A 22,879-nucleotide genomic window follows, 5' to 3' on the forward strand; every position below is an offset into this window, starting at 1 on the left:
CCGTTCGATCCCAGCTGATTGTACGCTCTACCGCCGGGAAAATCTGCTACGCTACCGTAACACGCTCGTGGTGACCGTGTCGATGGTTTTCTAAGGACGGCATCCCGCAACTCGTCCTAACCACCCAGGCACAACGTTAGCTCAAAGCAAGGGGATCGTCGGTCTGAATCTTCACTTCGACAAATCCCCTACTCGATCAATTGTTCGTTTCGGTAGACCTTTTATGCGTCTCATGTTCGCTTTACTTCTCGCAATCGGCACAACAGTTTTCGCGGAGGAAGCCCTACCGGATGACAATTCGCCCGCGTGGAATTTCCATCGTGGCCCCGGTTTTGATGGACACGTTACAGACACGGAGATCGTCGAAACGGTCCCGCCGGAAGGTCCGCCCGTGCTGTGGACACGGACATTGGGAAAAGGGTTCTCAGGATTTTCTGGGGATGGCAATCGTGTTTACACGCAGTATCAAACGTTGGGCGGTCAATACGTTGTCTGTCTGGATGCCCACACGGGGGAAACGGTTTGGGAGTACCGCTACGCTTTCCCTTACCAACACGTCGGTTTGTATCCGGGACCGCGATCTACGCCGACGTTGTACCAAGACAAGGTGTACTTCACCGGACCGAGTGGCGAACTCGGTTGCCTGACCGCTGCCCGCGGCAAGAAAGTTTGGGTTCGGAATGTCTTTGAGGATTTCGAAGTCGAGCCGGTGGAGTTTGGGTTCTCCTGCTCACCGGTGATCGTGGATGACACGCTCTATCTGCCGGTGGGAGCACCTGGTGCATCCATGGTGGCCCTGAACCCGCAAACCGGGGAGACGTTGTGGAAGGCCGGTGACGAGCCTATCAGCCATGTGTCCGTCTATCCCATTCGGCTTCGCGGACAACGAGTTCTGCTGACTTATTTGCGAAATTCCCTGTTGGCGTTTGATGATCGAGGACACATCCTGTGGCGGAAATTTCTTTCGGCCGGCTACGACGAACACGCCGCCTGGCCGATCTACTCGGAACCCTACTTGTGGATTTCCGGACCGTTTCAAGCCGGTTCGGAACTCTTGGAACTGACGCTTGATCCACCGGCAGCGAAAACCGTCTGGAAAAAAAAGGTGCTCTCGAATGATGTCTGTTCCAGCGTGCTGGTCGAAGGGCACGTTTACGGTTTCGATGTCAGGGACGCCCAATCCAAACTGCATCGACCGTCCCGGGGTGAGTTTCAATGCGTGGAACTCCTCACAGGCGAGGTCCAGTGGACCAACGGCTCACCCAATATGCGACGCAGCCTGAGCGATGAGACGGACGGCTCGGAAGTCATCGGCCAAGCCACCGTGTTAGTCGCGGACGACAAACTCATTCTGCTCAACGATCTCGGCGAATTGATCGTCGCCAAGGTGAACCCGCTGAAGTATGAAGAACTCTGGCGTGTGCATTTGCTGAAGGGCGACATCTGTTGGACGCAACCGATGTTACTCAATGGTTGTCTGTATGCGCGAAATCAAACTCGGCTGGTCAGTGTGCTGCTCCAATCACCGGAAGCCTCACATATTCCGACAGATCGTCCCTTGATGACCATCGACGACTTGCCGCAATCGGAGTACCGCGATTGGACTCAGATTTTGCTGCCCATTGAACCCTATTATTCGATGGATGCCCCGACCGTTTCTGAGTCTTGGGACTGGTTTGGGATCAGTCACCTACTGCTCGTCGCCGGAATCGTTTTGGCCGCCATCGTCACAGGCGTCGTCCGGTTAATTGATCTTCGGTCTCCAACCCAATCCCAGAACGTCTCTGGCAACTCGCGACAGCACATCTTCCGCAATACCTGTTGGCTGAGTTGGTTTTTCGCGGGGCTGCTCGGCACGACGCTCATCAGTCAGCAACTCGACCGGTTTATCTTCACGTGGCCGCTCAGTCTGTTTGTCGTGTTTCAGATGACGCTGTATCGCACCGGTGGGCGAACGGAATTGACGATGCCGTCGCGTCTTCTCAACTTGGTCTGCATCGTGTTGTTTCTTGGTTTGTCAGTCGTTTACTTTCTTCTCTGCCGTCGCTTGAGTTTGGCATTCGAATGGAGCTTTCTCGCAGCCTACCCGGCGGCGGTCCCGTTCTCGTTACTGGCTCGTTGGTTCTCAAAATCGCCCCGTTTTCCGCGAATTTTGGAGTGTGTGGTAACGGTGGTCTCCTGGTGCGTGTACTTCTGGACGGCGGTTGGAATCATCGTCTGGAAATATCACCAGTGACGACGGACCATAGTTGCTCACCAAATCGGACCCGCACATCTCGGCTTGTGGAACACTCGATCATCCGTCGAGAAACGAAACGGATCGAGCGGATCGGTTCGGGCATCAGTGTGGTCGATGAAACCATGCTGCATTTGCGGACGGGAAAGACCACTTTGGTATCACCCCATCCCGCTAGCAATGCAATAGCCTTTTCGTGCGGTCACGCGTGTTCTTTCGGGCAGAGACGTGACATTGCGGACAGTGACGTTGAGCGTGATGAAAGCTGCTCGGCGATCGCACCTATTCTGAACATGTTCAAGGTTTAGGAAACGGTGTAGACTTTGAATGAGAAATGCGCCCTGGTAACTGCTCAACCGGATTCGAATTCATGAAGACGACGAGATTCCTCGCCCAACGACTCTTTAACTCATTTCTGACTTTGTTTCTGTTCGCTTCGATTTGTGACGCGGCCGAGATCTCAATTCAGGAATTACAGAGAGTGCACATCCCGGAAGCTCATCAGGCGGTCGCGGTAGATTCGTCTTCGTTCTATGCCATTGCTAGTCGCTCGATTGCCAAATATGACAAAGAAACCTCAAAGAAAATCGAAGAGTGGTCAGCACCGGATGGTTCCCACATTTTGCACTTGAATAGTGGAGTCGTGCTTGAGGGAAAATTGCACTGTGCGAACTCGAATTGGCCGAGTTCACCTTTGGAAAACACCATTGAAGTTTTTTCGACGGACACACTGACACATGTCGCAACTCGGAAATTCGACGTCACTGAAGGAGCCATCAATTGGATTGAACGGTATCAAGACGCATGGTGGGTTGCGTTTGCTTTCTATGGTGATGAGGTCAATCAAACATTTCTGGCACGATACAATAACGACTGGAAAGAGACAGGACGTTGGCACTTTCCGAAGTCTGTTCTGCAACGCTTTCGGCCGAACAGCAATTCCGGCGGGGCATTTGGCCCCAATGGCAGACTGTTCGTTACTGGCCACGACCATGCTGAACTCTATGTTATGAAAGTCCCCGAGCAGTCCGGAGAGCTGAAACATCTCTCGACGGTTTCTGCTCCGATTGCTGGACAAGGAATCGCTTGGGATCGCAGTGATATTGGTACACTCTATGGAATCGTCCGTAAGACGAAAGAAGTGGTCAAAATGCGGCTATCGAATTCCGAAGCGTATGCCAAGCTGAAGCAGCCTGTCGAATGGATTCGAGACGAGAATAACCCAATCCTTCCGCCTCGTCAGGGAATGGGTGTCTTTGATTCGACTCGCTGTATGAATCCGTGGGTTCTTCGATCGGGCGATTCGTACAATGTGTACTATGGCGGCGGAAGCGATCGGGGCAAGCATACCATTGGAGTCGCAACCGCTCCAGTTGATGATCTCACTCATTGGGAACGGCAAGGCCCATTGTTCAAGAACGGTCCTGCGGGTTCATTCGATGCGGCTTGGTGCGTGTTGCCACATGTGGTGAAGATGGATGACAGTCAGTGGCATCTGTACTACACAGGGAACGCCGGGCGTGGCTCGGGGTTGAGTGCTTTTCCGGGAATCGGCCTTGCGACGAGTCAGGATGGCCTCAACTGGACGCGGCATGGAGACACACCGGTCCTCGCACCGAGCGGACAGCTTGGTGATCCGGATGCCATCGGCGTTGCAGGGGGATCGGTCTTGAGAGTCACTCAGTCGGACGGGACTCAACAATGGCGTTTCTACTACACCGGCTGTCCGACCACGGGTGAACGACATGATCTGAATCAGCAGAAAGTGATCTGCCTTGCTGTCTCGGAAGATGGTGTTACCTGGCATAAACAGGGAGCCGTGATGTTGCGAGATCCAAATCGCAGCTACGAAGACATTGCCGTGGCCGGTCCGGTCGTGCATCAGCAGGAGGACGGCACATTTCGAATGTGGTACTCCGCCATTGGTTCACGCTGGGGGTACTACTCAATTTGTTATGCCGAATCTACAGACGGAATTCATTGGCGACGTGGTCGGAACGACGGGGACAACTTGCAACTCACACCAACGGGAACTGGTTGGGAAAAACAGATGGTCGAGTATCCCACTGTCATTCGCGAGGGCAATCATCTTCGCCTGTTCTACTGCGGCAACAGTTATGGTCGAACTGGAATCGGCACCGCCGTGTCAAAGTGAGGACGCCGTCTACCCGCTAGCCCAACCGTTCTTGTCTTAAGGAATATCGACCCCCAGATGAGCCAGTCCGATCGCCGTGACGTCGACAACGTTAGTGGTCCTTTGATAGTCCCTATTGCACTCCCTAGCATGGCTTTTTTTTCACGAAACACAGACGGCATTGTCGTGTCGCCTAAGACAGATTCGGTATCCACAGTTTGGGCTTGGATAGCTCCCGTGAAGCCAAGCAGCGAGCCGAAGATCAATACGTACATCATGAAAATTAGCGTCGCCTGGCGAACAAGCTGGACTTGGTTTGGCATAGTAATTTGGTTTCAGTTCAGGGAGATGGTTTTCAGTCTGCAATCTCTGTGGCGTGAGACAACAAAGGCTACTTGTGCGCACCGACATGTGTCGAGACCACAAAGGAAAACCGCTTTCCGACACCTATTCGGTTTGCGAACTTCACAATGTTCTCGAAGCGAATGTCAGGGGGATCGTGTGTGCTCAGGACAGGAAACGAAGATCGCTCTCACGCAGGTGGCTCAAACTCAACTGCGGCCGGAATACACATTCCAAGCAACGGTGGATTTCGCACCGATGTCAATGCAAAATGAAGTGTGGCATCTTTCAGCATGCTCATTCTTAGCGTCCATCACAGCACCTTCGGCAATCATGGCTGCGGATTCCCACTTTGTCTAACAGTTTGAAATCAAAGAGCAGCATTGAAAGTTGAGAATGCTATGACCAGAGAATCGGCTCGTTTTCAATTCTCCCTTCTCACGACATTGCTTGCGGGAGTTTCTCTAGTTGTTCAGCCGTCAGCAGTCACAGCGCAGTCGCCAAAACCAGCTGCGTCTGACGACGGGTTGCCAAACATCATTCTGCTGATGAGTGACGATCAGGGCTGGGGCGATGTGGGCTTCAACGGAAATGTTAGAATTCACACGCCTCACCTGGACGCAATGGCGAAACAGGGGGTTCGGTTTGATCGCTTTTATGCGTCGGCACCACTCTGTTCCCCGACTCGTGGGAGTTGTTTGACAGGGCGGCACCCGTTTCGCTTTGGCGTGCTGGCCGCTCACACGGCGGGAATGCGAGTCGGTGAAATCACAATCGCTGAGATGCTCAAGTCAAAAGGCTACCGGACCGGGTTCTTTGGCAAGTGGCACCTGGGTTGGGTCAAGGAGTCCGACGCGGGGTCGAGAGGCTTCTATTCGCCTCCATCCCAACACGGGTTCGACACGCACTTTGCCACGACCAGCGCGGTGCCCACTTGGAATCCCACCGTGACGCCCGACAATTGGTCGAGTTGGGGAAACAAGCCCGGTGAGCCATGGAAAGGCGGGGCCCCGTATGTCCAGGACGGCGTGGAGGTCACCAATAACATGGCGGGTGATGACAGCCGCGTCATCATGGATCGCGTTCTACCATTCATTGAGGAAAACGAGAAGCCGTTTTTCGCCACCGTCTGGTTTCATACGCCGCACGAACCTGTTGTCGCGGGGCCAGAGTATCGAAAACGCTACGCAAAGTCTGGGTCGGCGCGGCAGAATCTCTACGGCTGCATCACGGCAATGGACGAACAAATCGGACGGTTGCGGGAGCGACTTGAGGAACGGGGCCTTTCAAAATCGACCGTGATTTTCTTTTGTAGTGACAACGGACCGGCGGACAGTTTGACCCGAAAAGGAGTCGCTTCCGCCGGACCATTCAAAGGGCACAAACACACGATGTATGAAGGCGGCCTGCTTGTGCCCGCATGTGCCGTTTGGCCCGGAGTCATTCCGGCAGGTGTCACAACGGACGTGCGATGCTCGACGCTGGATTACTTTCCAACGATCGCGAATCTGGTCGGTTACAAATTCGCATCCAGAAACAAACGCCCTATCGACGGAATCGACTTGATGCCAGTGATTCGAGGCGAAGTCAAAAAACGACCGACGAATCTGTTCTTTGGTTATCGACGTCTTTATGGGGGAGTCGATGGCCAGGCGTTAATCTCCGGTGACTGGAAGTTGCTTCGTGAAGCCAAGCCGCAAGGACGTGTTCGCCTGTACGATCTAGCCAAAGACCCATACGAACGAAACGACCTCGTGAAGTCACGACCAGAGCAGTTGAAGTTACTGATGGATCGCCTGCAGGCCATCGACCATGAATGCCAACTCAGCCGCGATGGGGCGGATTACAAATACTAAGAAATCGCTTCTGTAGGGGACTTCGCCAGACGTCCCGAACTAACCAGCAGATGCACCCGGCTCTGTGCGACTTCATCAGGCAGCATAGAAAAGGTGGGCCGACTCTTGGTGTCATTCATTCCCTCGGGCATTGCGACCATGAGACACCTCTTTGGAATGACTCGACTGATCCTTCTGGCAGCTGTTTGGTCGCAGGCGGATTATGCCGTCGCCAGTGACAGGCCAATCGTCATCGTTGTGATCACCGACGACCAAGGCGATGGCGACCTGGGATTCACAGGCAATCCGTTTGATTTCTCGCTCAAGCCAATTGGTCACAGGGACACGGGATCCGAGCTGGGGTGCTATTACCTGTCCGTGTCTCTTCGGAAATGACGGACTTTGCTGCATAATGGAGTCGCTACCGATCTAACGCTGAGTTTGAATAACCGAAGGTCATGGATCATGAAGATACTCGCTCTCGCTTACGCCCTTGTTCTCCTCCTTCCCCTTGTCGTCACAGCCGACGAAACATCGCAACCCAATTTCATCGTCTTCCTGACCGACGATCAGGGTTGGGGCGACCTCGGTTGTTACGGACATCCGATTATCCAATCCCCGAACCTGGATCAGTTCGCTAGCGAAGGAATGCGGTTCACGCAGTGCTATGCCGGATGTTCGGTGTGTTCGCCATCGCGGTCAGCGATTCTGACCGGACGCACGCCTTATCGAAACGGCGTATGGCGATGGATTCCCGGCGGCAGCATCTATCATTTGCGAGAGAGCGAAATCACAATCACCTCACTGTTGAAAAGCCGGGGCTATGAAACTTGCCACGCTGGCAAATGGCATCTCAATGGCAAATTCAATTCCGATGAGCAGCCTCAGCCCGACGATCACGGTTATGACCATTGGCTCGCGACACAAAATAACGCGGCCCCGAACCATATGAATCCGACGAATTACGTGCGAAATCGCGAGGCGGTTGGTCGCATGGAAGGCCCTAGCGCCGTGATCGCAGCGAACGAAGCGATCAACTGGCTGAAGCGGCGAGAGAAGTCAGACACTCCATTCTTCATCACCGTGTGGACTCACGAACCGCATCTCCCAATCGAATCCGCCCCCAAGTACATGAAGCATTATGCGGACATCGAAGATGAAGGCATTCGGCAGCATCATGGAAACATCACGCAACTCGATGACGCCTTTGGCAAGCTGATGACCGCGGTCGATGAGATGGGCTATCGCGATAACACCTTCGTCTTCTTCACGTCCGACAATGGCCCTGAAGGCAAGGGAACAAGTGGCCGCACGCGGGGGTCGACAGGCGGTTTGCGTGGACGAAAGCGTGCCACTCATGAGGGCGGCATTCGCGTTCCGGGAATCGTTCGCTGGCCAGGGAAAATCAAAGCTGGCTCGGTCAGCGACACACCCATTATTGGGTCGGATGTGTTTCCGACGATCTGCAATGTGGTCGGCATCCCGCTGCCGGATGATCGTACAATCGATGGCACCAGTCTGCTGCCGCTGTTTGCAGGCAAACCGCTTGAGCGTGAGCAACCATTGTACTGGCGGAACCATCTTGCTCCGACACAATTCCGAGTTGGAATGCGGATTGGTGACTGGAAGATCATCGGCTCTGACGATCTGACGTCGTTTGAACTCTACAACATCGAAAAGGACTGGCAGGAAACAACCAATGTTGCGGCGGAATTCCCGGACAAGTTCGCTGAGCTACGGGCCAAACTGATCGAACATGACGCCGCCGTTCTCAAGGAAGGTCCCGATTGGTGGAAGCTGGACAAACCTCGCAATCGTGGAGGGAAGAAGTCGGTCGAGCCTCGCGCGGGGAAAGACTCGACCGGCGATTTCGACGTAGTGCTCGGTGCGGACGTTTCCAGCTCGGACTTCGGCTATTCCATGTCACCGAAGACTGAAGGACTGGCGTTCCAGAAACTGGACCAGCCAATCACAAAGTCCGCGACGATTCGGCTGAAGTATCGGAGTGTCCCGAAGTCCGGCACGACTCGAAACGGTGCATTGGTCATCGCATCAAAACCCACCAACAAGGACAGCTTCAAAATTGGCACGGCGATCGGAATGAATCAGCACGTCGCGTTCACTGGCGGCTGGGGCAATGTGGGAAGTGCCGCAGCGAAGAGAGCAAAGTTTCAGCCGGAAGACACCTTTGAAATCGAGGTCCAACTGAACGTCGCGAAAGGTACCGGCTCGGCCACCGTCAACGGATCATCATTCAAGTTTTCACTACCACCAGATTTGAAGTCCATTGACTACGTCGGCTTCTATGCCAAGGCGACGTCGACGGAATTCTCTACACCGGTCGTCGAGTAAAACTGTCACCGGCCGCGTTCATCAAAAACCCCAGACGTCCGTGGAAGTCTTCAAATGAAGCTAAGTTCGCTCGCCCACGTTCTAAGCATTCTTCTACTACCAGCAAGTTTGACCTCCGCACAGGAGCAACCACCCAATGTCGTTCTGATCCTTACCGATGATCTGGGTTACTCAGACATCGGCTGCTACGGAGCGACGAAAGTGAAGACACCGCACATCGATCGGCTTGCTGCCGAAGGTGTGAGGTTCACGGATTTTCATACGGCTGCGTCGATCTGTTCTCCGTCACGGGCGGCCTTTCTGACCGGCGCGTATCCCCAGCGGGCCGGACTCTATATGGGGATCAATCCGAATCGGACGGCCCACTGGTTCCTCGGCTTGCACCCGAATGAGGTTACGATCGCTGAGCAGTTCCAGCAGCGGGGATACGCAACCCACATGGTCGGCAAATGGCACCTCGGCACGGAGCCGGAGTTCCTGCCGCGACAACAGGGCTTCGATCACTACTACGGCATGCCCTGCAATTTCGCTCATTCGCCGAAATTCTTCGACGATGATGAAGAGGTCTTCGCAAGGACGCCACTTGGTCGTCTGACCCAACTCTATACGGAACGCGTTACGTCAATCATTCGCGATCAAGCCAAAAGCGGCGAACCGTTCTTTCTGTACTACGCCCACAACTATCCGCATACGCCGTATCAGGCAGGTTCAGCCTTCAAGGGAACTTCACAGGACGGCGTCCGGGGCGATGTCATGCAGGAGCTTGACTGGAGTGTCGGCGAGATGATGACTGCACTGAAAGACGCGGACGTTGCGGAAAACACCATCGTCATTTTTACGTCTGACAATGGGCCAACTTCCAACAAATATGCGAAGCCGTACCGCGGAACAAAGTACGTGACGTTCGAGGGCGGCCATCGAGTGCCGTTTATCTTCCACTGGCCGGCTCAAATCAAAAAAGGATTCGTTTCGGACGTGAGCATCAACGCGATGGACGTCTTCCCGACCCTGTCCGCGGCCATCGGAAGCCCATTGCCGAACGACCGAGTTTACGACGGAGAAAACCTGCTGCCTCTCTTCAATGGGATACCGCTCAAACGGCCCGATACCCAGCCCTTCTACTATTACAATTGCGAGAATCTTCAGGCGATCCGCCGTGGTCCGTGGAAGCTCCATTTACCGAGAAGCAAAGAGCAACTGCCGTTCTGGGACAAGAACAAAGCATTCGCCAATCTTCAGAATCCCGTTCTGTATAACCTACACACTGACAAGGCCGAAACCACGAACGTTGCAGCCGACAATCCGAGTGTCGTGAACGAGTTGGTAGAACTCGGCGACGCAATCCGCAAGGAGCTCGGCGAGTTTATGCAGCGAGGCCGGCAACAACGTCCCACCGGCTCACTTTTTCCTAACGTGCCCGTAATCAGTCATGAGAAAGATTGGGGCCAGCTGGATTCGGCCACCACGAAAGCGATTCTTGAGGAACGACAAAAAAGACATCCCAACCACCGCAGCAATCGGCCCCAACGCCGACAAGAGAAGTTGAAATAAGACGCCGAAAGAAGACTCTAACGAGCGCTGCACGATCCAACGGTTGTTCACACCTCATCCGTCCGATAGCATCGATTCGGAAAGCTAATGAGGGCGGAAACACGGAAGCATCGGATCAGCTGCCACCTCTGATGGCCTGAGCAAATCTCTCGCAATTCCGTGACTCATAATGCTCGATCGGTTACTGGTGATCGGAGGACGCCCGCTCGAACTGAAACGAGTAGAGATCGCACTCATGCAGTTGGAATCGAAGCCGGACGGGCTTGCCGGCCCACTTGGAAATCGTGCCTTTCTGCCAACGGATCTTCATGTCGATTCGATCGCCGAACGCAGTATGACAGTCCGCGAGCGTGAGTCCAGGAATAGGTTTGCCATCGCCAGTCTGAAGTTCGACACGCAGGCTGCCGGCCGCGGCGGTACTTGCGTTGACCGTCAACTGGTCGCCGTCAAACGTGAGGGGCCGTGTTACGAGTTCACCCGGTTCCGAACCCCCGTGCACCGACACGAACCCGTCCGGCCGGATCACATACCGATCGCCACTGCGATGATAGAGCGACAGTTCCGTGCGTGACGTCGGTACGACATTCAACGCGACGTAGTTGGCTCGGTTCGTCCAGCGGGCACTGTTCATGCCGGGACGCATGAAGGCTTCCGTGAAAGTCCGGTCATAATGTGTCGTGCCTGTCCGCGACGACATGAACAGGATGTCGGTCGCATTGTTGTGATCGCTTGACGCTGTGGAATCTCCCCGACCGGGAACATATCGCGTCGGAAAGGAAATGTAGATATGCGGCGCGCGAACGTAAGGGTGCGTCTGGTTTGTGTAGAGATGTTCGCCCGGCAGATTTGGATTCATCGCAGTCGGCTCGGTCCAGACCTGGAAGTCTTTGGAAGTCGTCCGACTGATGCTGCGAAGACGATCGGGCGTCGTCCAGGTCCGGAAGTAGCACACATACCGCTGCTCGGCGGCTGACCAGAATGACACGTTCTGCGAATCGAACGCATGCCGCCATTCATTGCGGTAGGGAATGACCTCGTCTCGCAACGTCCAATGAATCCCGTCCGCGGAAACGAACGCGAAGAGTCCCATGCCGGGCTTCGCCTTGCCGCGTTTGTCACCCTTGCCCGGATATCCGGCGAGGGCTTTGAACCGTTCGGAGGGCAGGGCATCGGGATTCGTATCCAGGAACGGCGAAAAGTTGTGCAACAGCGAAGGCATGTTCGCCAGGATCACGTTGTTCCGGCGAGTTCCGTTCACTTCGTGGAGTCCTAACTCCGGGAATGACCACTCGTGACCGTCCCGGCTCTCGGCATACTCCACAGTCTCGCCGGCGTGACCGGAAGACCGATCGCCGTTGAATGATTGGTTGTGTCCACGCCAGTACGCACGAAAAAGAACCCCGGCCTCGTCGATGTCTTTGATGACGGTGACGTAGTGACCGACGGGCAACGGTGACTTCGGACGCGGCGTACAGACCGGATGATGCAGCCGCAATTCGACACCTTGCATCCGCTCGATCAACAGGCGATCCACGAACAGTTCACGTCGCGATCCGATGTCGATTGTGTTCTCGCTGTCGGCGGGAGCGACCGGATCGGCGGCGTACGTGACGAGAACGTGCGACAGGATACCGGCCAAACATAGAATGATTCGAAATGCTTGCGTCACTTCATTGTCCTCCCCAGCCATCGATCGAACCATGCGAACGTCATTCGCCGCGCGACACCTGGAAACGCGTGGCCGCCCGGAAAGGAAAACCAACTGAATGCGTCTCCGGCTCCAAGATTATCGAGTTTTGTGACCACGGCTTTCTCGCTCTGACCGTAGTTGGATTCGTAGTATTCGAGCGTCTCCGCATACCCGAGTCGTTCCTGTCTGGCCTTCAGCACGTTCGGCAGACCGTCCTGATCCGTCCAGTTGACATAGATTGGCAGGGCTTCCAATGCTTTGGGGAAGATCTTGTGTCGCGAGAATTCATGTTCGGTTGAGATGATCAGCAAAGCTCGCGGAGCGACCATTGCCATCAGGCTGTCGAAGTCGACGGGAATCGGTTTCGTTGGGTCTTCGATATATGGCCGAAACTTTTTGATGTAGATGTAAGGACCGCTGTTAGTCGGTTTGAATCCGAACCGCTTTTCCAGGCGTGGGCTGCTGGTCGGTTCATCGATCCCCTTCTCCCAGGGACGCCAATTGTTTCCCGGAGGCAGGCGAGACCAGGCATCAGCGTGACGCCACCAGTCCAGCACTCCGCCGTTGCTAACCGTTGCGGTGATGCGTTCATCAAACGCGGCCGCAAAGAGAGCGGTATGCCCACCCAGGGACCACCCGGTACAGCCGATCTGTTGGTGATCGACGAAGTCGAGCGTCGTCAGAAAGTCGACACTTCTCATAATGTCCCAGGTGTTCTTGCCGACAATCGACCACTCGGGATGCTTCTGATAAAAGGGCCGTGTGTCCATGACTCGATGCTGCGGGTCGATTCGTTCTCCGTCAGTCAACAGGTCGATGGAGAGAGTGACGAAGCCATGCTGAGCCAACGTTCGACCGTAGTCGGCTCCGATCCGAGGATCCCGTGGCGGATCAACTGGGCGACGACCGGACAGCCCGATGACCTGGTCCTTACCCGAACCCCACGTTGTACTATGCACGCAAACAATGGCGGGTGTCGGCTTTTTGCGAGCCGCATCGGGCACTAGCAGCCACGCCGTCACACGATCATCCGGTTCTGCTTGAAACGTGACATGATACCGAGTGATCTCGTTACGGTGGTCCACTTTCTGCATTTGTGGCTTGAGTTCAGGCACCTCCTGGGGAAAATCGCCTAGCAGATCCAGCCACCGTCGCTTGATCTCCTTCCGTCGCTCGGCCCACGGTTTGTCTGGCATGATCTTCGACAGGGACGTAATCCGACTGATTTCGTCGGCCGATGACACGTTTGTCAGGTTAAGAAGTGCAGCGACCGCCAACAGAATGAGCAACGAGTCACGGGACGCTTTCCAAAGTGGCATATTCTGCCTTCTCGTTGTGAATGGGAAACGAGCGAACGGATGGTCGATTCATTATTCCCAAAGCACCGCATTGATGCCACGCCGGTGAAAGATTCGTTCGCGCTGATCACGACTGCGTACCCGTTTTCTCAGAGGAACGGCCGGGCTTTCGGGTTTTTCGCGCAGTGCCCGTTCAACAATTTGGCGAACATGCTCTTGGTATGCCACCGTCGGTCGGCAACACCGAAAGCCTTTTCACCAACTTTATTGAAGCTCTACGATTGGTCCGCTGTCTACAGCAGACTTTTGACACCTTCGGGGCCGTGGCTGGCAGATGGCGTGACTCTAAGGAGTCTCGATCTGTGCTGGCTTTTCTGACGGCCAAGCAGCGACTTCAACACGATCGGGATAGATGGCGACGATGCGGAAGGTGTCGTTGATGCGGTCACCCTGTCGTCGAATTTGACTCCCTATGATCGCCGCAGGCTCGCGACCGTTATCAAATGTCGCAGAGACTCGCAGGTCTCCGAGGTGACCTTGAACTGGTATTTCACTGATCGATGGATCGTTGATAGCGTCAATGTCATCTACCAAGTCGGTGGACGACGTGATTCCCGATTGATTCTGGCTTGTCTGATCTACAGTCGCCTTTTCGATGAATGGGTTGGCCGTCCAAAGATGCGTCAGATCGACCTTGACGGAATCGGGGTCGAACTGAACTTCCGGGGTCGATTCCGATGGTGCGGTCGAAGCGACTTGAGTCGGCGAGACCGTTGCCGAGGGACTTGCGGCGATCTTCTTCCGCGATTGGAATCGAAACACAAGAACGCCGACAAACACCAGAGCAAGAATCACAACCAGCTTGATTTTTCGACTCGAATCATGCTGTTCGGGTGGTATTGAAACAGTGTCCATAACAAGTCGACCTCGCGATCGTATCAAAGGTAACACAAAACTAGTTCGACTATTGGACTCGAGATGTGACTTGAACAGGGCGGATATCAAAATACAGATTCAATGTCAGATCTAATGAGTACCGTTCCCGCGTATCGTCGAGTGGCGAAATACCTAGCTGAACAATTCGATTCATCCGAGAAGACTCGCGTAATTGGTCCAGAAACTCAACGATGTCACTATAGGTACCCATCCCGCTGATTCGCACTTGGCTGACCCCAATGACAGTCCCAATCTGACTCGTTTGCGGTCGAAAATTGCTGATTGTCATACTCGTTTTGCCAGCGATCTCACTGATGAGACTCATAAAGTCGGACTCACGTGCGGTCCGCGGGACTCGCGAAACCAGCTTCGCGACTTCCGATCTCTGTCGATCGAGTTCCGCAAGCCGTTCCTGATACGTCGCACGGAGAACGCATTGGTTCTTCAACGCCCGCTCTAACATCTGCTGGCGTTCGGCTAGTTTCTGCGTCGTTACACGACGTGGATGCAAACCAACACACCATACAACAACGGAAACAATCACGACTCCCAACAGACCCAACCCATTGAGCCGCCGTTTCAGTTTCTTCAGTTCGTGATGATCGTCCATTAGATTGGGCCTAAGCCTAGATAATTCTGAAAAGGGTTACGTCGCGTTGGCATGTCGCTAGGACACTCATTACATACGAATGAAGCAAGATGCAAACCGTAGCTATCTATTGGCCACGCCCGACCTAGCGAGTCATAGCATCTTCATTCTGATGAGACGCGGTCGAGATGTTTTTGGTTTCTCGTAGCCGATAGGCCAAATCCTCAAATTGCTCGACATCTGCCTGGACTCGGCAACGAATATGAAAGTTCCGTGCAGAATCCCCTTGCAAGTTGATCAATTCGACACTGAAGAATAACCCTGTATTCTCGATATGGTCGATCAACTCACCAACCGTGTCGTCATCAACCGCGGAGCCAAAAAGCTCGACTTGATTGTTGATCGGGATGATAGGCCGTTCGATCTGTTGTGATTGACTTGGATCCGCGACTTGTGCGTTCCGCGGGGTCGAGGGCGCCGGCGCATCGAGTCCTTCAAGTCGAAGGCGTTCAAGCTGAACACGACCGTCGAGTCGCGAAATGCTTTGATGAATTCCTGCTAGGGTAATCAGCGGAACTTCCGCTTGCTCGAGCGACCGAAGCCATCGCACCGTCATCTGCTGAGACTTGATTTCATTGAGTGCCATCTCGCTTTGCTTCCCGAGCAAACGCGCAGGCTCATACTGGCGATCAAGTTGATCGACGTGGTGACACAGCTTTTGACAAATGGCATGCTGCCGATTCCACAACATACCGCCAATAGCCAGTACGCATCCACAAGCGACGATCCACACTCGAATCTGTCGAATCGACGTGTGACGCCGTCGGAGTGCACTCGGAATGAGGTTCACATGACGCTTCATGACTCATAGCCTAATCCAGAGAGTGAAGCGGCATGCGCAAAAAGTGGAATCGGATCGAGCGACTGCCATGTTGCTTGACCGTCACCGAACGGCAACATCCATTGCACAGAATCAATCCCGATTTGAGATGTCAACCAGTAGTCTAAGTTGCGAATCGCGGCGCCACCGCCACTGAGAACGATTCGATCAATCGTACGTCGAGGGTAACGGGTTCCCAGATACGTTAGTGTGCAGTCGATCTCATCCAGCAAAACTTCGAGTGAGTCGGCTGCCGTCTTTTCGATGGTCCTATTGAATCCGCTGATCGTATCCGCCGGCAGACCGTAACGGGCGAGAACGAGTTCAGTATCTGTCGATGTCAAGTCTTGAGCGTCATTGATGGACTGTACTAGGTCCGCGACGCCACTTTGTATCGAATAGCGAGTGAATCTCGGACGACCTTTGAGAATCCATGTCAGGGTCAATCGCGTGACTCCCCAGTCGACGATGAGTTCGGATTCACGAGCGCCCTCTAGCATTTCACTAGCACGGGCTGTTGTCAGCGGCGGCATGTCGAGTATTTCTGCAGTGAGCCGACAATCCCGAAACACCTCGACACAGTTTTTAACCACATCCGGTTCCGCCCAAAGCAATTGACTCGTCGGCGGGTCGGCAAAACTATCTTCGACAGGATCGGGACGCCACACGTCAAATGCAAGTTTCTCGGGTCGAGAGCCGTATATTTCACGAATGGTCTGCGTAGCAGTGGTATGAATGGTTGCAAGATCATCCGCATCGTGACATAGGTCTTGCGTACTGACTGCCGAACTCGGAAGCGAGAACGCAACTTGCGTCAGATTTTTCGTTCGCCAAACCGATTCCGCTTGACGCAAGACCTCGTGCAAGGCTTCACCAAACCGATCCGCCGATGAGAACGGTTCGGCATCCTTAGGCCAGGGGATACGTTGCGCATAGTCTAAGTTCCATTGCCCCCGTCGATTGCGTGTAACCACGGCAAGTTTGATCGAATGAGTGCCGACATCCACACCAAGCCAAGGTGTTTGCCGACCGTAGATCCGCTCCGTTTGCTGTTTTCGGTGAGTGAGCCGCGCGGGCATCAAAAGCGACATTAGCGACCTCCCACAGATGTTAGTTTGATCAATGGCAACATAATCGAAAGGACAACACCAGCAACCACAACACCCATCGACACAATGATCGCTGGCTCTAGGACCTTGACGAGATCACGCAAGCGTTGTTCACCTTCCTCTTGATAGAACTCGCCAATAGACTGTAGCACCGGGCCTAAGTCGCCTGACGACTCAGCTGTTGAAATCAACTCGGCTGTGCCTTCAGGGACACAGATGGAATGTTCCATCAACGGAGCTGTCATTCGCCCAGCTAGGATCTCCTGTTGAAGTTCATCAAATAGGTCGTGAAACATTACATTATTGACAGTACTTCGCGCGAGTCGAATTACTTCTAACAACGGCACTCCGCTTTGGAGTAGGGTGCCCATTAGAGTAAATGCGCGGCCGGTGAGAAGATTCTGGACGACTCGTGCGGTTATCCGAAAAGTGAGTAGTTGTCGGTCTCGCCAACGGATTGCGATCGGAAGTTGCATGAAACGCCAGAACGCAAATCCGGCCAAACCAATCAACGGCAACAATAGCCACCACCAAGATCGGCAAAAAGCCCCGACGTCGAGGAGAACCTGCGTAAAGATGGGAGCCGGTCGTTCCATCACCTGATAAACCTTAGTGAACTGCGGCAGGACGAAAAATACCATCGCCCCAATGACCATCATCCCGACGCAAACTAGAACCGCCGGATACATCAATACCGATTTGACGGTATTGCGAAGTCGGAGTTCATTCCGCAGCAGTTCCTTAAGACGATTTAACACGGATGACAGTTGACCTGATGCTTCCCCCGCCGTGACGGTGGCCGCAAACGTAGGTCCGAAGACATGCGTCTGCCGATGAAGGGCCTCGGAGAACGACAGTCCATTCTCAATCTCCCGCCAAAGTTCATTCAGGGCAGCACGTGTCCGCGCATGTTTCACACGACGAGAAACCGAACGAATGGACTCAGCTAAATCGACACCGGATCGAACGAGAATACAAAGCTGCGTCGTAACTAGCACCAGTTCGCGTGTTGGCAACTGCTGTCCGGAACTTGGCGGCGTATTCTCCGCCCCAATTGATCTCTCGGACTTGGGCAGTTGATCTTGCTTCGCAGGATCCGTGTTGTTCACCTCGACGCCAGCAGCTTTTTCACGCGACGCCGGCGCGGAACGAAACTCCGTCGGCATACGAGGTGTCAGCCCGCGACTTGATTTCTCATAGGTGTTGACTGCGTCTACCATTGGCGTCGTACCGTCCGATCAATCAAAGAGAGCAACTTGCGCAACTTCATCCAGTGATGTAATTCCCTCTTCAGCCCGAGAAATTCCTTCTTCGAGGAGACTCCGCCCGCCCTGTTTGCAATGCCAGTCTCGCAGCACATCGACTCTTGGGTTCTCAGCAATGAGGTCACGCAGTTCCCGTGTGCCCGAAAGCACCTCATATAGTCCCACCCGCCCGCGAAAACCGGTGTCGTAACAAACTTGACATCCTTCACCACGCACGAATTGCCGTTCGCGATCGCCTTGATATTTCAGTTCGTCGAGCAGTGTTTTTTCCGGATAGTATAACGTGCGACACTCCTGACAAACTGTGCGAACGAGACGCTGAGCAACAACCCCGACAAACGCCGCTGCGATCTTGTAAGGTGCAACACCCATATCGACTAACCGCATAACCGCACTCGCGGCATCGTTAGTATGCAGTGTACTGAGCACTAGGTGACCAGTGAGAGCCGCCTGAATGGCAATCTCCGCGGTCTCGCTATCGCGGATTTCACCGATCATAATCACATCAGGATCTTGACGCAGAATGGATCGCAGAGCCCGCGCGAACGTTAGGTTCGTTCCCGTATTGGCATGCACCTGGTTAATGCGTTTGAGTTGATACTCAACCGGGTCCTCAACCGTCACAATGTTTCGTTTGACAGATTTGATCAGTTCGATCGCGGAATACAACGTCGTTGTTTTTCCAGAGCCGGTGGGACCGGTGACTAACATCAAACCATATGGCTTCGATAACATTTGATTCACTTCCGAGAGTTGCTGACTTCGGAAGCCCAGTTGACTTAGTTCAAATGTCACGCTTTCTCGGTCGAGTACCCGGAGTACTGCTTTCTCGCCGAGGACAGTTGGAAGGGTTGAAACACGTAGGTCTATTTGCCGACCGTCGACGATCACGCAGACCCGCCCATCCTGCGGTAAACGATGCTCGGCAATATCCATTCGGGACATCACCTTGATCCGGGAAATGATCGCGGGATGAAATTCCGTTCGGGGCCGCAAAACCTCCCGCAGTTCACCGTCAATCCGGTACCGCACTGAGGAGTAGGTCTCGTCAGGCTCGATGTGCAAGTCACTCGCACCTTGCCGGACCGCTTGCAGAATCATGAAGTTCACCAAATTGATGATCGGCGTTCCATCGTCGATCGAACCGATTGTTTGAACTTTAATCTGAAATGCATCGGCACTCACACTAACGTCAGACGAACTCATGTCCGCAGTGACATTGTCGACTTCAAAACCTTCTTCGTAGCAACGATTCAGAAGGTTCTCAATCGCCGACCGTAGAGCCAGGACTGGCCGAACTTGGAGTCCGGTCGCGTGAGCAATTTGATCGATCTTGGCAAGGTCGGTCGGGTCGGTCATCGCAACACTAAGGCGATTCCGCACTCGACACATTGCTAAACAACCGATTGCTTCTGCCATCGGCTGGGGAATCAGTTTCACGATTTTTGGATCGACTAGTCCATCACGCAGCTGAACGTACCGGACTTGCATTTGTTCCGCGAGAAACGGCAACAACTCCGATTCCTCGACGAACCCGAGAGCGATCAGAGTTTCTCCAAGACGGAGTCCCCGACTCGATTGTTCCTGCAACCCCGATTCGAGTTCTTCACGCGTAATGACACCTGCACTGACAAGTCGCTCGCCCAGCGGCTTTTGTCGCGCAGTGTTGCGGTGTCGTATCGACCTCGTCGATCGTTTGACTTTGATCCCTGTATGACCAACGGTTGAAGTATTCATCGTGCAAAACTCCCTGCCGCCGCTACGACATCGTCTTGCAACTCCATCTCTTCATCCAAGCCGGCAACACGCAAGATATCCGAACACAATGGACTTGCGCCCGACAATTTACACTCTCCTCCGCGACGCAAGCACGAGTCACGGGTGTCGAGCAGAAACTCTAGTCCATCGCTATCGATCAACGGAACGCTTGTTAAGTCGATGACGAGTTTAGGCTGTCCTTGCTTCACGATCGAGTCAACAACCGGTTGCAGTATCTCTACCTGCGGCTGGTTAAGTCGTTCTGCCGGACGAACGACGTCGACGGCTCCCTGGCGAAATGCTTCGACCATCTTTAAGCTCCCGCACTAACTGGTAACGTCATGCAGAAGGTCGATCCTTTGTCGAGTTCGCTCTCAACTTTTACATCGCCGCCGTGCAGACGGGCAACTTCTTGAGTGAATGTCAGGCCAAGTCCACTACCGGACATCTCTTGAACACGATCGTCTTCGCTCCGGAAGAAACGACCGAAGATGTTTGGAAGCTCATCCGCGGCGATGCCAATGCCACTGTCGGTCACAGCCAATTCGATGCGTTGAGAACTCGAGGACACCCGCAGTGTGACACGACCGGATTCCGGCGTGTACTTTGCTGCATTCCCCAAAAGATTGACCAACGCAGCACTGACTTTTCCTTTGTCGATATTGAGCATCGGAATCTTGGCCGGCAATTCGACACGGAAATCGAGCTGTTTCGCCTCCATACTAGGACGGATCTTCTCGACTGTCTCGTTGATCAAACGACTGAGATCTGTCTCATGACAGTCGAGTGAGAGCGAACCCGCTTGCATTCGGCTCACATCGAGGAGATCGTCGATAAATCGACCAAGTCGAGACGCCTCACTCTGAATGACGTTATAGAAACGATTCTGTTGTTCTCGATTGATATTCTCTCGTGTCGCTAGCGTTTCTGCATAGGCACGGATACTAGCAAGAGGCGTTCGTAGTTCGTGGGTAGCGGCGGCAACAAACTGTTCCCGCGCGTCTTCAGCCAAATGTTGTTGAGTCACATCCCGCAGCAACCAAACGAATCCCTCAACCTCGCCACCCGAACTTAGCTGTGGTCGCCGACACAGTTGAAAAAATTGTTGATCGACTCCGTCCCCGTGCTCGTAGTCCTGGATCATCGGACGCGTATTTCCTCGGAAGTCTGACAACTCGATCGAGGTTGGCAGTATTTCTTCGAGACTCAAACCGACAAGCTCACCGGCTTCGGAGTCGCAGATTGCAGCGAATGCGTTATTGATCGAGAGGATTTCATTATCTCGATCCGTGACCGCGAGACCTTCAGAAAGTGCGTTGATCACACTGGGAAACCCGCTGGACATACCACCAAACAGAGACTGATCGACTCGTTGCTCGAGTTGCGAGAGCAGTCGCCAGCAGCGTGCCGTCTCAACAAGCCGGTTCCAACCCTGTTCGACCGGAGCGATACCGGCGACAGGCTCAGGGTGCCAGTCTCCACCATCTTCGATCGGAAACGCCTCTAACTGATTGTGGATTTGTTGGTTGCTTTTGATCGTAGCTGGCATCAGCACGCTGCATACGCCAATCGAACACAACAGAGAAGTTCCTGCCACACATGCACGGATCGGCATGCTATCGGTCAGGAAGAAAACTCCCGTCACCACAACTAGCGTGGCAGCCGAAACAATCGTATAATTAGTAATGAGTCGTTGCGTAAGACTTGCAGATTGGGGGAATAGGGCCATTATATTGCCCATCTTTCTATGAGGGTGTATCCATTCGCAACCGTACAACACCTATCCAGCAACAGCGTGGTCGCCGCGAGTTTCTTTTCGGGCATCAATAAGTGCCTGAGCGTCGTAAGCGAACTCTACAAGTTCATTCGGGCTGAATGGCTTTAGTACGACTTGCATCAAGTCCAGTTCTTTGCTCAGACGCTCCACATCCAGTTCATAGCCTTTGGCAGAACACAGGACACAAACGGCGTTCTGACTGATTGAGTTGGCACGGATTTCACGAAGCAATTCCTCACCCGACAGCCCCGGCATTTGATAATCGCAGAAGATTAGGTCGAACGCTTGCTTCTCTGCTAACTTCAAAGCCTTGCGACCATTATGGGCGACGACAACATGAAACCCTTCGTCTTCAAGATTAAACTGAATGACGTCGGCTAAGACGCGATTATCTTCCGCCACAAGGATGTTCAAAGAAGCTACCATTTACCTGGCCTCAATCAGTGATGCGAAAACTCAGTTCAACCATGTTGATTAGAGCGATGAGTATGAGGCATGATTGATGATGATTTCGCCCGAGACATTGTCGTACGCCCAACTTTCCGTACCACTTACTGAGAGTGCCGCTCCGGTTTGCTGAACTCGAACCGTGTCCCCACTGTTGCCAACTTCGATGGCAGGAAACGGACCACTGATGTAAGAGTCTAAGTCAGACTTCAAGTCCGCTTCCGTGCCGCCGTCTCCTGGAAATGCACCAGTTTGTGCCCGGTAGAGTTGAATTGTCTCTCGCAACACCGCCAAAGATGAGTGGGCTGCATTATCACGTGCATCGCTAGCGGCGTCGAACATGCTCGGCGATGCCACGGCAGCCACAATGCCCAAAATCAAAACGACGACAACGAGTTCAATTAGCGTGAAACCATGCCGCTGATTATCGTCTTTGCGAGCGTTTATGGTGTTCATAGCGGCCTCCTAATTGTATTTGATTCAACGGAATTCGGTTGTGTTGACGGTCTCTGAGTTTCCGAAAATGCACAGACGCTAAAGGTCTGACCGCGTCTGCGTAATTGAAGTTAGTTCACTCGGTCGAGAAATATGCGAATTTTTCTCACCAAACCATCGACAACCTGATTGTTACCGACCCACCTTTGATGGATTGACAGATTATGACGATTGGATGAAGGTTC

Annotated in this window: 18 protein-coding genes; 6 read left to right on the forward strand and 12 right to left on the reverse strand. The window is 53.7% G+C overall.

The window, feature by feature from the left end; translation table 11 throughout:
• Nucleotides 1-223: 223 nt before the first annotated feature.
• The 6 genes from G6R38_RS22935 (at nucleotide 224) to G6R38_RS22960 (ending at nucleotide 10,450) form a co-directional block, all read left to right on the forward strand.
• Entirely contained in the window at nucleotides 224-2,236 is a 2,013-nt protein-coding gene (locus G6R38_RS22935; protein WP_166831126.1) for an outer membrane protein assembly factor BamB family protein, read from the forward strand.
• 370 nt (nucleotides 2,237-2,606) lie between these two features.
• Nucleotides 2,607-4,391, forward strand: coding sequence for a glycoside hydrolase family protein (locus G6R38_RS22940; RefSeq protein WP_166831127.1), 1,785 nt, complete (start codon nucleotides 2,607-2,609; stop codon nucleotides 4,389-4,391).
• A 722-nt stretch (nucleotides 4,392-5,113) separates the two neighbouring features.
• The gene (locus G6R38_RS22945) at nucleotides 5,114-6,568 is read left to right on the forward strand and encodes a sulfatase-like hydrolase/transferase (RefSeq protein WP_166831128.1); all 1,455 of its coding nucleotides are present in this window, start codon (nucleotides 5,114-5,116) and stop codon (nucleotides 6,566-6,568) included.
• A 156-nt stretch (nucleotides 6,569-6,724) separates the two neighbouring features.
• On the forward strand, nucleotides 6,725-6,943 hold the full coding sequence (locus tag G6R38_RS22950; protein WP_166831129.1) for a hypothetical protein: 219 nt from the start codon (nucleotides 6,725-6,727) through the stop codon (nucleotides 6,941-6,943).
• 69 nt (nucleotides 6,944-7,012) lie between these two features.
• Nucleotides 7,013-8,899, forward strand: coding sequence for a sulfatase family protein (locus tag G6R38_RS22955; RefSeq protein ID WP_166831130.1), 1,887 nt, complete (start codon nucleotides 7,013-7,015; stop codon nucleotides 8,897-8,899).
• 54 nt (nucleotides 8,900-8,953) lie between these two features.
• Nucleotides 8,954-10,450, forward strand: coding sequence for a sulfatase family protein (locus tag G6R38_RS22960; protein ID WP_166831131.1), 1,497 nt, complete (start codon nucleotides 8,954-8,956; stop codon nucleotides 10,448-10,450).
• A gap of 181 nt (nucleotides 10,451-10,631) precedes the next feature.
• Here G6R38_RS22960 and G6R38_RS22965 read toward each other — a convergent pair whose 3' ends face one another.
• From G6R38_RS22965 to G6R38_RS23020, 12 genes are all read right to left on the reverse strand, one after another.
• Entirely contained in the window at nucleotides 10,632-12,152 is a 1,521-nt protein-coding gene (locus tag G6R38_RS22965) for a hypothetical protein (RefSeq protein WP_166831132.1), read from the reverse strand.
• Nucleotides 12,116-13,459, reverse strand: a complete 1,344-nt coding sequence (locus G6R38_RS22970; protein ID WP_166831133.1) for a dienelactone hydrolase family protein — start codon at nucleotides 13,457-13,459, stop codon at nucleotides 12,116-12,118. Before G6R38_RS22970 ends, G6R38_RS22965 begins: the two co-directional genes overlap by 37 nt.
• Before the next feature lie 324 nt (nucleotides 13,460-13,783).
• Entirely contained in the window at nucleotides 13,784-14,353 is a 570-nt protein-coding gene (locus tag G6R38_RS22975) for a hypothetical protein (RefSeq protein WP_166831134.1), read from the reverse strand.
• Nucleotides 14,354-14,402: 49 nt separating this feature from the next.
• Nucleotides 14,403-14,984 (reverse strand): type 4a pilus biogenesis protein PilO, encoded by a 582-nt coding sequence (gene pilO, locus G6R38_RS22980; RefSeq protein ID WP_166831135.1) that lies wholly within the window; start codon nucleotides 14,982-14,984, stop codon nucleotides 14,403-14,405.
• Nucleotides 14,985-15,108: 124 nt separating this feature from the next.
• Complete coding sequence (locus tag G6R38_RS22985) at nucleotides 15,109-15,825, reverse strand: PilN domain-containing protein (RefSeq protein ID WP_166831136.1); 717 nt, start codon at nucleotides 15,823-15,825, stop codon at nucleotides 15,109-15,111.
• Nucleotides 15,822-16,934 carry a pilus assembly protein PilM gene (gene pilM / locus G6R38_RS22990; protein ID WP_166831137.1) on the reverse strand — a complete coding sequence of 371 codons (1,113 nt, stop codon included), beginning with the start codon at nucleotides 16,932-16,934 and terminating at the stop codon, nucleotides 15,822-15,824. Before pilM ends, G6R38_RS22985 begins: the two co-directional genes overlap by 4 nt.
• Nucleotides 16,934-18,172: a type II secretion system F family protein gene (locus G6R38_RS22995; RefSeq protein ID WP_166831138.1), complete on the reverse strand. Its 1,239-nt coding sequence runs from the start codon at nucleotides 18,170-18,172 to the stop codon at nucleotides 16,934-16,936. The genes pilM and G6R38_RS22995 overlap by 1 nt, the downstream gene beginning before the upstream one ends.
• An 18-nt stretch (nucleotides 18,173-18,190) precedes the next feature.
• A complete protein-coding gene (locus G6R38_RS23000) occupies nucleotides 18,191-19,954 on the reverse strand; it encodes a GspE/PulE family protein (protein ID WP_166831139.1) in 1,764 nt (587 codons plus the stop codon).
• The gene (locus G6R38_RS23005; RefSeq protein ID WP_166831140.1) at nucleotides 19,951-20,286 is read right to left on the reverse strand and encodes an STAS domain-containing protein; all 336 of its coding nucleotides are present in this window, start codon (nucleotides 20,284-20,286) and stop codon (nucleotides 19,951-19,953) included. The genes G6R38_RS23000 and G6R38_RS23005 overlap by 4 nt, the downstream gene beginning before the upstream one ends.
• 2 nt (nucleotides 20,287-20,288) lie before the next feature.
• The gene (locus tag G6R38_RS23010) at nucleotides 20,289-21,704 is read right to left on the reverse strand and encodes a sensor histidine kinase (RefSeq protein ID WP_166831141.1); all 1,416 of its coding nucleotides are present in this window, start codon (nucleotides 21,702-21,704) and stop codon (nucleotides 20,289-20,291) included.
• 51 nt (nucleotides 21,705-21,755) lie between these two features.
• Nucleotides 21,756-22,178, reverse strand: a complete 423-nt coding sequence (locus G6R38_RS23015) for a response regulator (RefSeq protein WP_166831142.1) — start codon at nucleotides 22,176-22,178, stop codon at nucleotides 21,756-21,758.
• A 48-nt stretch (nucleotides 22,179-22,226) separates the two neighbouring features.
• Nucleotides 22,227-22,655, reverse strand: a complete 429-nt coding sequence (locus tag G6R38_RS23020; protein WP_166831143.1) for a prepilin-type N-terminal cleavage/methylation domain-containing protein — start codon at nucleotides 22,653-22,655, stop codon at nucleotides 22,227-22,229.
• Nucleotides 22,656-22,879: the final 224 nt, after the last annotated feature.

Source organism: Thalassoroseus pseudoceratinae, from assembly GCF_011634775.1.
In the GTDB taxonomy this organism is placed as follows: domain Bacteria; phylum Planctomycetota; class Planctomycetia; order Planctomycetales; family Planctomycetaceae; genus Thalassoroseus; species Thalassoroseus pseudoceratinae.

Bases quoted from the DNA above. Each gene is read 5' to 3' on its own strand.
- G6R38_RS22935 (WP_166831126.1), top strand. From the start codon at position 224: ATGCGTCTCATGTTCGCTTTACTTCTCGCAATCGGCACAACAGTTTTC.
- G6R38_RS23020 (WP_166831143.1), bottom strand. From the start codon at position 22,655: ATGAACACCATAAACGCTCGCAAAGACGATAATCAGCGGCATGGTTTC.
- pilO (WP_166831135.1), bottom strand. From the start codon at position 14,984: ATGGACGATCATCACGAACTGAAGAAACTGAAACGGCGGCTCAATGGG.
- G6R38_RS22985 (WP_166831136.1), bottom strand. From the start codon at position 15,825: ATGAAGCGTCATGTGAACCTCATTCCGAGTGCACTCCGACGGCGTCAC.
- G6R38_RS22960 (WP_166831131.1), top strand. From the start codon at position 8,954: ATGAAGCTAAGTTCGCTCGCCCACGTTCTAAGCATTCTTCTACTACCA.
- G6R38_RS22945 (WP_166831128.1), top strand. From the start codon at position 5,114: ATGACCAGAGAATCGGCTCGTTTTCAATTCTCCCTTCTCACGACATTG.
- G6R38_RS22950 (WP_166831129.1), top strand. From the start codon at position 6,725: ATGACTCGACTGATCCTTCTGGCAGCTGTTTGGTCGCAGGCGGATTAT.
- pilM (WP_166831137.1), bottom strand. From the start codon at position 16,934: ATGTCGCTTTTGATGCCCGCGCGGCTCACTCACCGAAAACAGCAAACG.
- G6R38_RS22970 (WP_166831133.1), bottom strand. From the start codon at position 13,459: ATGCCACTTTGGAAAGCGTCCCGTGACTCGTTGCTCATTCTGTTGGCG.
- G6R38_RS22940 (WP_166831127.1), top strand. From the start codon at position 2,607: ATGAAGACGACGAGATTCCTCGCCCAACGACTCTTTAACTCATTTCTG.
- G6R38_RS23015 (WP_166831142.1), bottom strand. From the start codon at position 22,178: ATGGTAGCTTCTTTGAACATCCTTGTGGCGGAAGATAATCGCGTCTTA.
- G6R38_RS23005 (WP_166831140.1), bottom strand. From the start codon at position 20,286: ATGGTCGAAGCATTTCGCCAGGGAGCCGTCGACGTCGTTCGTCCGGCA.
- G6R38_RS22995 (WP_166831138.1), bottom strand. From the start codon at position 18,172: ATGGTAGACGCAGTCAACACCTATGAGAAATCAAGTCGCGGGCTGACA.
- G6R38_RS23010 (WP_166831141.1), bottom strand. From the start codon at position 21,704: ATGGCCCTATTCCCCCAATCTGCAAGTCTTACGCAACGACTCATTACT.
- G6R38_RS22975 (WP_166831134.1), bottom strand. From the start codon at position 14,353: ATGGACACTGTTTCAATACCACCCGAACAGCATGATTCGAGTCGAAAA.
- G6R38_RS22955 (WP_166831130.1), top strand. From the start codon at position 7,013: ATGAAGATACTCGCTCTCGCTTACGCCCTTGTTCTCCTCCTTCCCCTT.
- G6R38_RS22965 (WP_166831132.1), bottom strand. From the start codon at position 12,152: ATGGTTCGATCGATGGCTGGGGAGGACAATGAAGTGACGCAAGCATTT.
- G6R38_RS23000 (WP_166831139.1), bottom strand. From the start codon at position 19,954: ATGAATACTTCAACCGTTGGTCATACAGGGATCAAAGTCAAACGATCG.